The organism is Marinobacter sp., from assembly GCF_041687235.1.
Lineage (GTDB): Bacteria > Pseudomonadota > Gammaproteobacteria > Pseudomonadales > Oleiphilaceae > Marinobacter.
This window is the reverse complement of the sequence record NZ_JAWLCH010000001.1, coordinates 64,874-78,905: the sequence shown is the minus strand read 5'-3', so window position 1 is coordinate 78,905 and position 14,032 is coordinate 64,874. Positions and strand designations below refer to the sequence as shown.

The 14,032-nt window shown below is 57.9% G+C and carries 17 protein-coding genes; 11 read left to right on the top strand and 6 right to left on the bottom strand.

Annotated features, from left to right (window positions below; translation table 11 throughout):
- Positions 1 to 19 precede the first annotated feature (19 nt).
- Entirely contained in the window at positions 20 to 352 is a 333-nt protein-coding gene (locus ACESMK_RS00350) for a hypothetical protein (protein ID WP_372994139.1), read from the bottom strand.
- Positions 353 to 535: 183 nt separating this feature from the next.
- Positions 536 to 1,348, bottom strand: a complete 813-nt coding sequence (gene mutM, locus ACESMK_RS00345; protein ID WP_372994137.1) for a bifunctional DNA-formamidopyrimidine glycosylase/DNA-(apurinic or apyrimidinic site) lyase — start codon at positions 1,346 to 1,348, stop codon at positions 536 to 538.
- A 143-nt stretch (positions 1,349 to 1,491) separates the two neighbouring features.
- Between mutM and ACESMK_RS00340 the strand changes: the two genes are divergently transcribed.
- Positions 1,492 to 2,670, top strand: coding sequence for a fatty acid desaturase (locus tag ACESMK_RS00340; RefSeq protein WP_372994135.1), 1,179 nt, complete (start codon positions 1,492 to 1,494; stop codon positions 2,668 to 2,670).
- 78 nt (positions 2,671 to 2,748) lie between these two features.
- Here the strand turns inward: ACESMK_RS00340 and rsmD are convergent, their stop codons facing one another.
- Complete coding sequence (gene rsmD / locus ACESMK_RS00335; protein WP_372994133.1) at positions 2,749 to 3,399, bottom strand: 16S rRNA (guanine(966)-N(2))-methyltransferase RsmD; 651 nt, start codon at positions 3,397 to 3,399, stop codon at positions 2,749 to 2,751.
- Between the two features lie 161 nt (positions 3,400 to 3,560).
- On the opposite strand from rsmD, the gene ftsY reads away from it, so the two are divergent.
- From ftsY to ACESMK_RS00295, 8 genes are all read left to right on the top strand, one after another.
- The gene (gene ftsY / locus ACESMK_RS00330; RefSeq protein WP_372994131.1) at positions 3,561 to 4,748 is read left to right on the top strand and encodes a signal recognition particle-docking protein FtsY; all 1,188 of its coding nucleotides are present in this window, start codon (positions 3,561 to 3,563) and stop codon (positions 4,746 to 4,748) included.
- Between the two features lie 29 nt (positions 4,749 to 4,777).
- Positions 4,778 to 5,470 carry a cell division ATP-binding protein FtsE gene (gene ftsE / locus ACESMK_RS00325; RefSeq protein WP_372994129.1) on the top strand — a complete coding sequence of 231 codons (693 nt, stop codon included), beginning with the start codon at positions 4,778 to 4,780 and terminating at the stop codon, positions 5,468 to 5,470.
- A complete protein-coding gene (gene ftsX, locus ACESMK_RS00320) occupies positions 5,460 to 6,464 on the top strand; it encodes a permease-like cell division protein FtsX (RefSeq protein ID WP_372994127.1) in 1,005 nt (334 codons plus the stop codon). Before ftsE ends, ftsX begins: the two co-directional genes overlap by 11 nt.
- Positions 6,465 to 6,659: 195 nt before the next feature.
- A complete protein-coding gene (rpoH, locus tag ACESMK_RS00315; protein WP_372994125.1) occupies positions 6,660 to 7,520 on the top strand; it encodes an RNA polymerase sigma factor RpoH in 861 nt (286 codons plus the stop codon).
- A 127-nt stretch (positions 7,521 to 7,647) separates the two neighbouring features.
- The gene (locus ACESMK_RS00310; protein WP_372994123.1) at positions 7,648 to 8,559 is read left to right on the top strand and encodes an NAD(P)-dependent oxidoreductase; all 912 of its coding nucleotides are present in this window, start codon (positions 7,648 to 7,650) and stop codon (positions 8,557 to 8,559) included.
- Between the two features lie 7 nt (positions 8,560 to 8,566).
- On the top strand, positions 8,567 to 9,346 hold the full coding sequence (gene hyi / locus ACESMK_RS00305; protein ID WP_372994121.1) for a hydroxypyruvate isomerase: 780 nt from the start codon (positions 8,567 to 8,569) through the stop codon (positions 9,344 to 9,346).
- A 103-nt stretch (positions 9,347 to 9,449) separates the two neighbouring features.
- Positions 9,450 to 10,130, top strand: coding sequence for a response regulator transcription factor (locus ACESMK_RS00300; RefSeq protein ID WP_008175694.1), 681 nt, complete (start codon positions 9,450 to 9,452; stop codon positions 10,128 to 10,130).
- Positions 10,117 to 11,607, top strand: a complete 1,491-nt coding sequence (locus tag ACESMK_RS00295) for an ATP-binding protein (protein WP_372994119.1) — start codon at positions 10,117 to 10,119, stop codon at positions 11,605 to 11,607. The genes ACESMK_RS00300 and ACESMK_RS00295 overlap by 14 nt, the downstream gene beginning before the upstream one ends.
- On the opposite strand, the gene ACESMK_RS00290 is transcribed toward ACESMK_RS00295, so the two are convergent.
- Complete coding sequence (locus ACESMK_RS00290; protein WP_372994117.1) at positions 11,601 to 11,882, bottom strand: hypothetical protein; 282 nt, start codon at positions 11,880 to 11,882, stop codon at positions 11,601 to 11,603. The two genes, ACESMK_RS00295 and ACESMK_RS00290, sit on opposite strands and share 7 nt — an antisense overlap.
- A 302-nt stretch (positions 11,883 to 12,184) precedes the next feature.
- On the opposite strand from ACESMK_RS00290, the gene greB reads away from it, so the two are divergent.
- Positions 12,185 to 12,700: a transcription elongation factor GreB gene (gene greB / locus ACESMK_RS00285; RefSeq protein WP_372994115.1), complete on the top strand. Its 516-nt coding sequence runs from the start codon at positions 12,185 to 12,187 to the stop codon at positions 12,698 to 12,700.
- A gap of 111 nt (positions 12,701 to 12,811) precedes the next feature.
- Positions 12,812 to 13,273, top strand: coding sequence for a hypothetical protein (locus tag ACESMK_RS00280; RefSeq protein WP_372994113.1), 462 nt, complete (start codon positions 12,812 to 12,814; stop codon positions 13,271 to 13,273).
- A gap of 10 nt (positions 13,274 to 13,283) precedes the next feature.
- On the opposite strand, the gene ACESMK_RS00275 is transcribed toward ACESMK_RS00280, so the two are convergent.
- Both ACESMK_RS00275 and ACESMK_RS00270 read right to left on the bottom strand, forming a co-directional pair.
- On the bottom strand, positions 13,284 to 13,601 hold the full coding sequence (locus tag ACESMK_RS00275) for a site-specific integrase (protein WP_372994111.1): 318 nt from the start codon (positions 13,599 to 13,601) through the stop codon (positions 13,284 to 13,286).
- 133 nt (positions 13,602 to 13,734) lie between these two features.
- Positions 13,735 to 13,995 (bottom strand): acyl-CoA-binding protein, encoded by a 261-nt coding sequence (locus ACESMK_RS00270; protein WP_372994109.1) that lies wholly within the window; start codon positions 13,993 to 13,995, stop codon positions 13,735 to 13,737.
- Between the last annotated feature and the right edge of the window lie 37 nt (positions 13,996 to 14,032).

The window sequence follows — 14,032 nt, the reverse complement described above, 5'->3', positions numbered from 1 at the left end:
CCTGCCCGAAGGAAGCGGATCAGTTGCTGGTCTGTTCAACCTTTTCCGGTTTTTTTCCTGTGCGGGTGCAGCCCAGGCAGCGTACGAAGGTCGCTTTGGCGGGACCCATCACAAGGACTTCTCCGGCCTCGTCGGCGTTACCGCCGAGCAGGGAGAACGGCAGTGACACCAGGTAAACGGCGCTGCCCACGATGGTGGTTGCCAGCAGGGCCGGGCGAACGAAAATGGCATCGCCGGTCATCGCCAGTGCTGACGGGGTTTCATCCACAGCCTGGGCGTGGCCGAGGGATGAGAATGCCAACAGGCAGGCCGCCACAGTGGCCACCAGGGTGCGTGAAATCTTGCGGGTCATCGTACTGTCTCCTGAGCTTTTTGGCCCTTGTAGGTGCTGTTTTCAGAGAGCGTGGCACCGGAATCGCATCAAGTGGATACAATCCTATTGTAAACCGTGGGCGTTAATCCTCTGTTAACTATGAATCATATTTGCGCATTTTCAAACGATTTTTCGTTGCAGAATGTGCAGTTTGGTTAGCGTTCAGCGCTGGCAGCGTGGGCAGTAAACCGTCGCGCGATTGTTCATTCGTATTTCCTTTAACGGGTTTCCGCATTCCTTGCAGGGCTCGCCGCCGCGACCGTAAACCAGCAGCGACTGGGCAAAATAGCCCGGTTTGCCATCGCTGTTCACAAAATCTCTCAGGGTGGTACCGCCCATCAGGATGGCGGCACTGAGCGTTTCCTGAATGGCTTCGGCAAGCCTGTGATAGCGATCCAGGCTTATTCGCCCGGCCTTGCGGCGTGGATGAATGCCGGATTTGAACAGGGCTTCGTTGGCGTAGATGTTGCCAACCCCCACCACCACATGATTGTCCATGATGAACGATTTCACCGGAGTGTTCTTGCCCCGGGACAGCCGGAACAGCAGAGAACCACTGAATTCCGGGGCCAGAGGTTCCGGGCCGAGATGGCGGATCAATGGGTGGTCTTCGGCGGATTCGGACCAGAGCCAGCAGCCAAACCGGCGGGGATCGTTGAAACGGAGGACGACACCGGACTGTAACGCCAGGTCGATATGGTCATGGGCCATAGGCGGCGTGTTGTCAGTGATAACCCGCAGGCTGCCGGACATGCCGAGGTGAACAATCACGGTGCCCTGATCCATGTTCAGGAACAAATATTTGGCCCGTCGGTCTATACTTCTTATGACCTGACTTTCCAGTCTCTCGGCCAGATCCGCCGGAACAGGCCAGCGCAGGCTGCCGTTGCGCACGGTTACGCGCATGATCGTTTCCCCTTCGCAATGGGGAGCAATGCCGCGGCGGGTGGTTTCTACTTCAGGCAGTTCAGGCACAGGCGGAGGTCTCCGGGGTAAGAAAGCGCCCAAGTGTAATCAGTAACAATTTTGCAGCCAAATGCTGTTGTTGGAGCTTACAGCTGTACGCTAAAGTGTCGATGTTGGCCTCGCGCCAGATATAATGATTTTGAGGATTTGCTATGTGGTTTAATGGTCTTCTTGACCTGTCGGTGATGCAACTCATTCTGGTTACACTTGGAATGACCCACGTCACGATTGTCAGTGTAACGCTCTACCTGCATCGCCATTCGGCGCACAATTCGCTGGATTTGCATCCGGCCCTTAAGCATTTTTTCCGGTTCTGGCTCTGGCTGACCACGGCCCAGAACACCAAGGAATGGACTGCCATTCACCGTAAACATCACGCCAAGTGCGAAACCGAGGAAGATCCCCATAGTCCGGTCATTTTGGGCATTCGCAAGGTCCTGTTTCAGGGGGCCGAACTCTATGCCGAGTCGGCAACCCCGGAAACGCTTGAGCGTTATGGCCAGCGCACCCCGGAAGACTGGGTGGAGCGCAATGTCTACAGCCGCTACAAAATGCTGGGCATCGCATTGATGGCGGTGATCAACCTGGCGCTGTTCGGTGTTCACGGCATCTGGATATGGGCGGTACAGATGATGTGGATCCCGGTGTGGGCTGCTGGCGTGGTGAACGGCATTGGCCACTGGATGGGTTACCGGAACTACGAGTGCGCCGACAACGCCCGTAACATTTCACCCCTGGGCCTTCTGATTGGCGGCGAGGAGCTGCACAACAACCACCACACCTATCCGAATTCTTCCAAGCTTTCACGCCGCTGGTTCGAAGTGGATATCGGCTGGGGGTATATCCGCCTGTTCCAGTTGTTCGGGCTGGCGAAGCCTAAAGGGTATCGGCCGATTGCCCACCACGTGCCCGGTAAGCTTGATGTGGATGTGGAGACCGTTCAGGCCATTGCCAATAACCGCTTCGATATCATGCGTCAATACCGCAAGCGCGTGATGGAGCCGGTGCTGCGCCAGCAGAAGGCGCTGATGGACGATGAGATCCGGCCCCGTTACCGCAAGCTCAAGCAGCTGTTGTCCCGGGAGGTCACCCTGATTGAGCCGAAGGAAAAGGAAACCCTGGAATCTGTGCTCGAGCGCAATGCAGTGCTTCGCCAGATTTACGAGAAGAGTCACGAGCTACAGGCACTCTGGCGTCAGCGTGGGCTCAAACCTCAGGACAAACTGAACGCCCTGATGGAGTGGTGCCGGGAGGCGGAAGCCAGCGGTATCCGGTATCTCGAGGAATTTGCCGAGCACCTCAGGGCCTATTCCCTGCGTCCGGCAGCATGATCCGGCGCTGAAGATTGACCTGAACCTGCTTCGACGGTGAATCCGGGGTCAGATGAAAGCTTTCATCTGACCCCTTTTTCATTCTGGCCCGGGAATGACCCGGAACAGAGAGTAGGTCACCTGTCCCGCACTCTTCTGCCGATGCAGTTGCCAGGAGGAGGGCACCGCCGGGGTTGGCAGTTCGCTCTCGTGTTCCACGTAAACCCAGCCGCCGGGGTTAATCCAGTCCTGCTCGTCCAGCAACGGAAACAGTTTTTCCAGCCAGCCCTGGCGGAATGGCGGATCCATGAACACGATGTCGAACGGCGGTCGGTTTCTCTGGCGCAGGTAGCTCTCGACCTCTGAGCATACCACCTCACCACCTTCGGATTTCAGCAGCCTGAGGTTGTCCCTGAGCGCCTTCGCCAGGGCCGGGGTGTGATCCACCAGGGTTGCTCGTGCGGCACCCCGGGACAGGGCCTCCAGCCCAAGCGCGCCGGAGCCGGCGAACAGATCCAGGCAGTCGCTGCCAGCAAGGTGAAAGGCAAGCCAGTTGAAAAGGGTTTCCCGGGTTCGGGCGGGGGTTGGCCGCACGCCGCCGGCATCCGGAAATCGCAGTTTCCGGCTGCGCCAGTCGCCGCCGATGATTCGCAGTTCACCAGTACCGGTGTTGTTGCGCGCCGCAGCCGCACCACGATTGGGTCGGTTGCTTTTTGAAGGGTTCTGGCTTGTGGGTTTTCGGCGCGCCATGGTCGCGGCTCCGGGGCTTTGCTGGGTTCTGGGTATATGCGCGCATCTTACCGGAAACCGGGACTGGCGTGATAATTCGGGCGGCCCTCACTTCATCGGGACAGTCTGCTAGAATGTCGGCTTTCTTCGTCCCGCCCATTCAGACTGATGGATTGACTTTTATGACGGCAGAGTGGATTTCAATCGGCCTTCTGGCCCTTCTTGTGCTCGTATTTGTTCTGGATATTGCTGGTAACCGCAGCCGGGCACCACGCCCGAAGCCGGTGCCACAGCGCAAGCCGGAGGTTGCCAAAGGGCCAGCACCGGAGCCGGAAACGGGCGAGACTGAAGCGCCTGCCGCCGCCGAGCGGCAACCAGAGCCGGAACCGGCACCCGAGCCTGCACCTACTGAAGAGCCGCAGAAAGCGCCGGAACCCGAGCCCCAGCCCCAGGTCAGCGTTTTCGAGCGCATCCGAAAGGGGTTGGGCAAGACCCGGGCCAGTCTGACTGGCGGTCTGTCTGACTTGTTCTCTCTCAACAAGAAAATTGACGAGGACCTGCTGGAGGAGATCGAAACCACGCTGTTGATGGCAGACGTCGGCGTTACCGCCACCTCTGAAATCATCGATTCTCTCACTGACAAGCTTGAGCGCAATCAGCTCAAGGACGGTGAGGCCCTGCGCAAGGCCCTGAGGGATGAGCTGCATGGCCTGCTGAAGGACGTCACCAAGCCGTTGCAGATCGACACCGGCAAGACCCCTTATGTGATTCTGATGGTTGGGGTAAACGGCGTGGGGAAAACCACCACCATCGGCAAGCTCACCAGGAAATTTCAGGACGAAGGCAAATCAGTCATGCTGGCCGCTGGCGATACCTTCCGTGCCGCGGCGGTCGAGCAGTTGCAGGTCTGGGGCGAGCGCAACAATGTACCGGTGGTGGCCCAACACACCGGCGCTGACAGCGCCTCGGTCATTTTTGACGCCATCCAGTCCGCCAAGTCCCGTGGCGTCGATGTGGTGATCGCCGATACCGCCGGCCGGCTTCAGAACAAGGATAACCTGATGCAGGAGCTGGAGAAGGTGGTCCGGGTGATGAAGAAACTGGACGACTCCGCACCCCACGAAGTCATGCTCGTGCTGGATGCGGGTACCGGGCAGAACGCCCTGAGCCAGGCCCAGGTGTTCCAGCAGGCTGTGGGCGTGAGCGGCATTACCTTAACGAAACTGGACGGCACCGCGAAAGGCGGTATCGTGTTTGCCATTGCCCGTCAGTTGCAGTTGCCCATCCGGTTTATCGGTGTTGGTGAGCAGGTGGATGACCTGCGCAGTTTTGATGCCGAAACTTTTGTGGATGCCCTGTTTGACGAATAGCCCGGAATCCAGCCGCGCGGAAGCCGCCCATGATTGAGTTTCGCCAGGTCACAAAGCGTTACGACAGTGATCACACCGCCCTGCGTCAGGTTAACTTTGGCCTGGAGCGTGGTGAGCTGGCGTTTCTCACCGGCCATTCCGGGGCCGGCAAAAGTACCTTGCTGAAACTGATCATGGTCATGGAACGCCCGAGTGCCGGCGAGGTGGTGGTTGGTGGACAGGTTCTGAACCGTTTGCCCCGCCGTCAGATACCCTACATACGTCGCCACATCGGGGTGGTGTTTCAGAACCACCAGCTGCTGTTTGATCGCACCGTATTCGACAATGTCGCCATGCCACTGGAGGTCATGGGGGCATCCCCCAGGGACACTGGCCGGCGCGTGCGGGCGGCCCTGGATAAGGTGGGGCTGCTGAGCAAGGAAAAAATGAACCCGCTGCAGCTTTCTGGTGGTGAGCAACAGCGGGTGGGCATTGCACGAGCCGTGGTTAACAAACCTCCGGTGCTGCTGGCGGATGAGCCGACCGGTAACCTGGATCCGGCGTTGTCCGCCGATATCATGAATCTGTTTGGCCAGTTCAGCCAGGTGGGGGTGACCGTATTGATTGCCACCCACGATATTGCCCTGATCAACGAGATGAACCGGCGGACGCTCACCCTGGATCATGGTCGCCTGGTTGCCGGTGGTGCCTCTGTCATGGGTGGAGGTGCCAGTGGCCGTTGAACCCCGCCGGAGACCTGAATCAGCCCGCGGTGCCAACAAGGCCCGCTCGCCCTGGCGCGAACAGGCTGAAAGCTATCTCACGCACCATCGCAAGGTCGCTGAGGACAGCGCCCGGCGCTTGTGGCATACACCGGTCGCCAGTTTGATGACCTGGACAGTGATGGGCGTTGCTCTGGCACTTCCGGTGGCGCTCCTGTTGCTGCTGACCAGTCTTCAAGGGGTTAGCGCGGGTTGGGAGAGCAGTGCCCGGGTAACCGCCTACATCGATATGGATGTGCCCCTTGAGCAGGCTAGGGCACTCAGAGACGAGGTTTCCGGTGACGGTCGAGTAGCCGGTGTCGAGCTTGTTGACCGGGATCAGGCACTTGCGGAGTTCCGGGCCTCATCGGGCCTGGAGGATGCTCTGGATTACCTCGGGGAGAACCCGCTGCCACATACCCTGCTGGTTACCCCGGAGGAAGGGGCCCGCTCGGCCGAGGGTGTGGAGGGGCTGGTCCGGTTTATCGAGGGGATGGAAGGTATAGAGCGGGTTCAGGTGGATCTGGGCTGGCTGCAGCGTCTGAATGCCATGACGGATCTTCTGGCTCGTGCCGTCTGGGCGCTGGCCATTCTGTTGGCTGCCGCGGTTGTGCTGGTGATTGGCAATACCGTGCGCCTTTCGATCGAGAGCCGTCGGGATGAAATTCTGGTTGCGAAGCTGGTGGGCGGTACGGACAGCTTTGTCCGCAGGCCTTTTCTGTACACCGGCGCCTGGTTCGGACTGGGTGGTGGTATTGTCGCGTTGATTCTGCTTCAGCTGTCGTTGTGGTGGCTCAGCGGCCCGATAGAGCGACTGGCAGGGCTGTATCGGAGCGAATTTTCCCTCGACGGGCTTCATATTGATGGTGCCCTGGCGTTGATTATTGCAGCGATGCTGCTAGGCTGGCTGGGCGCCTGGGTAGCGGTGAAACGTCATCTGGATGACATGGAACCGGGCGATATTACCGGATCATAATGATCCGGATAGCGGGAAAACCGTATTGTGGAAACAGGTTCTGCTGGCGTAGTGTCGGTTACAGCAAAGCCACGGTGAAATTTCCAGATAGTTGATTTAGAACGGTTTACTGGGAATTTCGGGAACTTTCAGAGTTCTTGGCGGTCTAAAGAGTAGTTGGTATATTTTAGGGCCGTTGGGTTCGGAGGTTAGAGCATGGGTACGAGTTTACAACTGGTTGACAGACTGGTTCCGGGTCAGAATCTCGAGTCTTACATTCAGGCTGCGAGCCGCATTCCGGTGCTCACAGTGGATGAAGAGCGGGAGCTGGCCGAGCGGCTCCATTACGAGGGCGATGTGGACGCCGCCCGTCAACTGGTTCTGTCTCACCTGCGCTTCGTGATTCACATAGCCCGGAGCTATTCAGGTTACGGCCTGGCTCAGGCAGATCTGATTCAGGAAGGCAACGTTGGCCTGATGAAGGCGGTTAAACGCTTCAACCCGGAATACGGTGTGCGGCTGGTTTCCTTTGCCGTTCACTGGATCAAGGCCGAGATTCATGAGTTTATTTTGCGCAACTGGCGAATCGTGAAAGTGGCGACCACCAAGGCCCAGCGCAAGCTTTTCTTCAATCTGCGCAGCCAGAAGAAGAAGCTCGCCTGGCTCAGCCACGATGAGCTGAATGCCGTTGCCGAGGATCTGGGCGTCGAGCCCAAGGTGGTCCGGGAAATGGAAGGCCGGTTGGCTTCTCAGGATACGGCCTTTGACGGTCCGCAAGACGATGATGACGATAACGCCTATCAGGCACCGGCGTATTATCTGGAAGACGCTCGCAGCAATCCGGCAACCCAGCTGGAAAACGCCGACTGGTCCGACGATTCCAATGGTCGGCTGATGCAGGCTCTGGAGCAGTTGGACGAGCGTAGCCAGGATATTCTTCGGGAACGCTGGCTGTCCGAGAGCAAGTCGACGCTGCATGAGTTGGCGGACAAGTACGGCGTGTCAGCTGAGCGTATCCGGCAGCTTGAGAAGAATGCGATGAAAAAGATTCGCATGCAGATGTCCGAAGCGGCCTGAGTTATCGTTTAGACTCTGAGGACTAGGCAACTTAAAACGCCACCACCGGGTTCCGGTTGGTGGCGTTTTTGTTTGTATAATCGCTTACCCAACCACGCCCCGAATTTTTGAGTAAGGCCCAATTAACATGACCTCGACTAATCCTCATATCGCATTTCTTGGCATCGGCCTGATGGGCGCGCCCATGACCCGTAACCTTTTGAATGCGGGTTTTCCAATGACGCTGTGGAACCGTACGCCCAGCAAGTGTGATCCCTTTGCCTCCGAAGCAACGATTGCCAATTCCCCGGCAGAGGCCGTTGCCAATGCCGATATCGTGATCACCATGCTGGAGAACAGCGATGTGGTGGAGCAGGTGCTGGTGGCCCAGTGTGCGATGGACGCCCTGAAACCGGGAGCACTGGTGATTGATATGAGTTCTATCCAGCCTTCCGTGGCCAGGCGTCATGGTGAGTTGGCTGCAGAGCGGGGCGCGGGTTATGTGGATGCGCCGGTGTCCGGGGGCACGGTGGGAGCCGCTGAGGCCCGTTTGAGTATCATGGCTGGCGGTTCGGACGCCGATGTGGATCGTGCCCGCCCGGTGTTTGAGGCGCTCGGCAGATGCACGCGGATTGGCCCGGTTGGTTCCGGGCAGCTGGCGAAGCTGGCCAACCAGGCGATTGTGGGGATTACCATCGGTGCCGTGTCCGAGGCACTGTTGCTGGCTGCCAAGGGTGGGGCTGATCCGGCGGCGGTTCGGGAGGCCTTGCTCGGTGGCTTTGCCGGTAGCCGGATTCTCGAGCTGCATGGGCAGCGCATGATTGACCGGGATTTTGCACCCGGTGCGCCAGCGCGGATTCAGCTCAAGGACATGCGGATGATTCTGGATGAGGCCCGTGCGGAAGGGTTAACCCTGCCGCTGGCCCAACAGACACACAATGAATACCTGTCGCTCGTGGCCAATGGTCACAGTGATGTTGACCACAGCGGCCTGTTGCTGGAGCTGGAACACCTGAACGGTGCGCTGCTCGGCTCTCTTGGCCGAGGCCCCAAGGAGTAAATGCGCTATGCCCCGTTTTGCTGCCAATCTCTCCATGCTGTTCACGGAAGTGGACTTTCCAGAGCGGTTTGCCATGGCTCGCGCCGCCGGCTTTGAGGGGGTGGAGTATCTGTTCCCCTACGCCTATCCCAAGGACCTGCTCAGCCAGATGCTGACCGACAATCAGCTGACTCAGGTGCTGTTTAATTTTCCGCCCGGGGATTGGGATGCCGGTGAGCGGGGTATTGCCTGCCTGCCGGACCGGGTGGAGGAATTTCGGGTGGGTGTTGATCAGGCGATTGACTACGCCCATGCTCTGGGCTGCCGGCAATTGAACTGCCTGGCAGGACTGAAGCCAGTTAGCGTTTCAGATGACATGGCCTGGCGGACGCTGGTCGACAATGTCACCTGGGCCGCAGGCAAGTTGGCCGAAGAGGGCATCACCCTCTGTCTGGAAGCCATTAACTCCAGGGTGGACATGCCGGGTTTCTTCCTGGACACCTCCGGCAAGGTGCTTGCGCTGATTGAGGATGTGGATGCCGACAACGTGCGCCTGCAGTATGACCTCTACCACATGCAGATCATGGAAGGGGATCTGGTGCGCTCCATGGAGTGCCTGCTGCCCTGGATCGGCCATATTCAATTTGCCGATAATCCCGGGCGACACGAGCCAGGCACCGGGGAGATTAACTTTTCGAATGTTTTTGAGGCCATCGATGCCATGGGTTATGACGGTTGGGTAAGCGCGGAATACCGACCCAGCGGGGCGACGGCTGACAGCCTCGACTGGTTTGCAAGGAAGGTCTGACCGTCGCCAATGGCGACACCCTCTTACAAGATCGTAACTGGCCGGGTTGCCAAGTTCTTCGTACCCTTGTCGTTACTGTAATCCGCTATCGGGAGGAGAGCCGGTGAAAGCGCTGGTAATCGAAGACGATCAGGACGTTGCAAATTATCTTGTCAAAGGGCTGAAGGAATCCGACTTCGTGGTGGACCATGCAGCTGATGGCAAGGAAGGCATGATGATGGCGGCCAGCGAAGATTACGACATCATGATTGTGGACCGCATGCTGCCGGGGATGGACGGTTTGTCCATCATCAAGACCGTTCGCGCCACCGGAAACCAGGTCCCGGTTCTGATTCTCAGTGCCCTGGGTGATGTGGACGACCGTGTTGAAGGGCTGCGGGGCGGTGGTGACGACTACCTCACCAAGCCGTTTTCGTTCACCGAACTGCTGGCCCGCATTGAATCCCTGGTTCGGCGTAATCGCCAGTCAGCGGAGACCGAGACGGTACTGCGGGTGGCCGATCTTGAAATGGATCTGCTGGCGAGAACCGTCAAGCGCGCCGGCCAGAACATTGATGTTCAGCCCCGGGAATTCCGGCTGCTCGAATACCTGATGCGTAATGCCGGGCAGGTGGTCACTCGGACCATGCTGCTGGAGAAAGTCTGGGACTATCATTTTGATCCCCAGACCAACGTGATCGACGTCCACATCAGTCGGCTGCGAGCCAAGATCGACAAGGAATTCGATACGCCCTTGCTGCAGACCATCCGGGGTGCGGGATACATGTTGCGTGAAACTGCTTAGCCAGCTCAGGACCTCGTCCTTCCAGCTCGCCCTGCTGTACATGGTGGTGTTCGCCACCTCGGTATTTCTGTTACTGGCCTTTATCTATTGGCGTACAGCGGGTTTCATGACCGCCCAGACCGACGAGACCATTGAAGCGGAGATCGCCGGCCTGGCGGAGCAGTACCGTGGCCGTGGGGTAAATGGCCTGATCACCATCATCCGCGAGCGCGTTGCCCGCGATCCCAATGCCAAGTCCATTTATCTGCTCACCACAGACGATTTCCTGAAGCTGGCCGGTAATATCGAAACCTGGCCGGAAGGCAGTCGTTCCGAGAGTGGCTGGATCAATTTCACCCTGAACGAATCGGTTGGCTGGACCGGGCCAGAACGACTGGCAAGGGCGCGCATTTTCGAGGTTCAGGGTGGTTTGCGCCTGCTTGTCGGGCGGGATGTTGACGAGCTCACGAACCTGAAACGGGTGATTGAAACCGCCATAAACTGGGGCATGGGGATTACCCTGGCCCTCGCGCTACTGGGTGGTTTCCTGATGAGCCGGAGCACGACCCGCCGTATCGAAGTCATCAACAATACCTCCCGCCGGATCATGAACGGCCACCTGTCCCTGAGGATCCCGACCCGCGGCACCGACGATGACTTTGACCAGCTGGCGGAAAACCTGAACCAGATGCTGGACCGGATTGTCTATCTGATGGAAGGCATCCGCCACGTTTCCGACAGCATTGCCCACGATTTGCGCACGCCCCTGACCCGACTCCGGAACCAGCTTGAAAACACCCTGATGTCGGTGGATAACGACGAGGCGAGGGAGCAGGCTGGCCGCGCCGTGGCAGAGGCTGACCAGTTGCTGGCCACCTTCAATGCCCTGCTGCGCATTGCCCGCCTTGAAACCCGTGGTAATGCGGCGGATATGAAGCCGGTTTCTCTGGACGAACTGGTTACCGACGCCTGCGAACTTTACGAAGCGCTGGCCGAAGATAAGGACCAGTCCTTTGAGCAGGGCCTGGAAAGCGGTGTGATGATAGAAGGCGACCGTGATCTTCTGTTCCAGATGGTCAGCAACCTGATTGATAACGCGATCAAATACACACCCGAGCATGGCGTGATTGGCGTTTCCGTTCGCCGCGAGGGTGCCGAAGCGGTGTTTGAAGTTCGGGATAGCGGTATCGGTATTCCCGATGCCGAGAAAGACCAGGTGTTCCAGCGCTTCTACCGGGTTGGCAAGAGTCGTTCGCTACCGGGGAATGGTCTGGGCCTGAGCCTGGTGAGCGCCGTCGCAGAAATTCATCAGGGCCGGATTATTCTGAGTGATACCCATCCGGGGGAAGCGTCGCCGGGCCTGACGGTGGCCGTTAAAATGCCAGCGTTTACCGAGGCCCGTAAACGGATCCGGGCGGCCCAGGCCGAACAGCCGGCAGATTCGGCGGCCGGGGAAACGCGGGCCATATCCGAATCCACCGGCGTAAATACTCACTGACTGGCGCGGAACCGGTTGATCCTCGACAGCACCGGGCCAACCAGCGCATCTTTGCGCGACTCGATCTCGTGGGTAATCCTTTCAACCTGGGAGCGGCGACGGTTCACTCGTACCTGAATGCTGTCCCATTCACCTTCCAGGTGCTTCTGTTCTGCCGCCAGAAAAGCCGCAATATTGTGGCGATTGACCTTGCCGGTGATCCCGTACTGGTCGAGCCGGTAGCCAAGGGCATCCACGCCATTAAGCGCCATGTTCAGCAGGGTTTGAGTGTTCATGTTGGTATCTCCGTGAATGGAAGCTTTGGGAATCTCGATACCCTAACGCTATGCTCCGGACCTAGAGTGTGCAACCTAATTCCGGGTTCGCGGGTCCGCAATTTCCCTGACCAAAAGGTAATTCCTCGGCCACTACCGTGTAATCAACGCTGTGCATAATGGAAACTGTAGCTTTGGAAGCCAGCAGATTTGTTGCTTGCTTCTCCCTCCAGCACAGCGCTAGCCTTACCCCGTTTTTACGGGGTTTTTTTATGCCCTTCCTATTTTCTGTTTTCCCATTGGCAGAGGACGTTGCGAGATCAATGACTCAGGTTCCCGGTAATGGCAGTCCACGCCCGAGATACATCACTCCTGACGGCGAGCGTGCGTTGCGTGATGAACTGCAGTATCTCTGGAAGGTGAAGCGGCCGGAAGTCACCCAGGCGGTGCGCGAAGCCGCTGCCCTTGGTGATCGTTCAGAGAATGCCGAGTACATCTACGGCAAGAAACAGTTACGGGAGATCGATCGTCGGGTTCGTTTTCTGAGCAAACGCCTGGAAGAGCTGACCGTTGTCGACCGGTTGCCGGATGATCGTAACAAGGTGTTTTTTGGTGCCTGGGTGACGGTGGAAGATGAAGACGGCGATGAACAGACTTATCGATTGGTGGGGGCCGATGAGTTTGATCTGAGCAAAGGCTATCTCAGCATCAACTCCCCCCTGGCAAGGGCCCTGATTGGCAAGCGCCTGGACGATGAAGTGAGCGTTCGTACCCCGGAAGGCTGGAAGTCGGTGTTCGTGGTTGGTATTCGTTATCAGGCGACAGGCGATGACAAGTGAATGATGTCACATATTTGGCGAATGCTCGGGCAGGTTGTGTGATTTGTCGATAGACTGATCGAAATTTGTCACAACTGTACGCGGACAGGATGGTCTGCCGGGGAAATTGTCATGGGTATGCGTGGAAAAGTCAGGAACATCCAGAGTACGGTGAGCAAACCGCTGGTTGCTGCGGGGCTGCTCGTGGTCCTGAACTGTCCGGGCGGAGCGTTTGCGCAGAGTGATGATCAGAACAGCGCTTTTCGGTACGAGGAACGCTCTACCATTGACACTATTCACCTGAACTCCATCAAGGAGGAAACGCTGGCCAACACGGTGATCGAAGGCGGCTTGTCGGCACCGGCTGCCGGTGTGCCGCTGAAGCCCAGGGTCGAGGACGATTTCTATCTGGATCCTCTGGGTCTGCGTCCAGGGGACAACCGTACCGACCTGGGACGTTCCCAGGTTCCGGTGGAGTTCCGGTTCAGTAATCCCAAGTCCATCCCCGGGCAGACTCACAGTAATAACTACGTGATTCGCCCACCCGAGAACCGCTCCTACGACGCCCTGAATATCAACATGAACGGGCGTTGATTCGCGCCTGTCAGGCAGCGGCGCAGCCGTTGTCACCGGCGGACGTCTTACCCAGTACATCCTCATAGAAAAATGTCAGGGCCTGGCTGGCCTGATTGAACCGCGCCCGGGATACCCGCATACGATCGCTCAGGTAGTCGAGAAACCGCTGGCGGTCTTCATTGGCAAGCGTCTCCGGATCTTTCAGATCGCTGAACAGCACGAATCGGGTGATCCAGTGAAGGTAGGTTTGCTCTGAGCGTTGATTGAGCTTGTGCTTGTGGATTGCGTCCTTGACCCGGCCCACAAGGCCTGGCTGGGATTGTTCCAGCGCCTCGGTGATGTCCATAAATTACTCTTCCTGATGAATTTGTATTGTTATTTTGCGCGCATCTTATGACAGGCGATTTACGAGCGCAAAGCTTTATACAGGAAGATTGACTCTGGTCATTTTTTGACCAGAGTCCGGGCTGGAAAAGCGATCATTTCAGGGCTTCGAGCTTGTCGATGTACTTCTGCATGGCATCGTCGCTGGACATGCCCTTCAGTTTCTCCCAGGCATCAAATTTTGCACGACCGACAAAATCCATCATCCCCGGTCGTTTGCCCGTCACGTCACCTTCGGTGGCCTGCTTGTAAAGCGCATAGAACTCCAGTTTCATCTCGTTGGATGGCTTGAAGTCACCTTCAGCGGTCTGGATATAGTTGACGGCTTCGTCGAAGCGGGTTTTCAGGTCACTCATGTTGATCTCCGTAGGGTTGCACTTTGTTCCTGTCGAT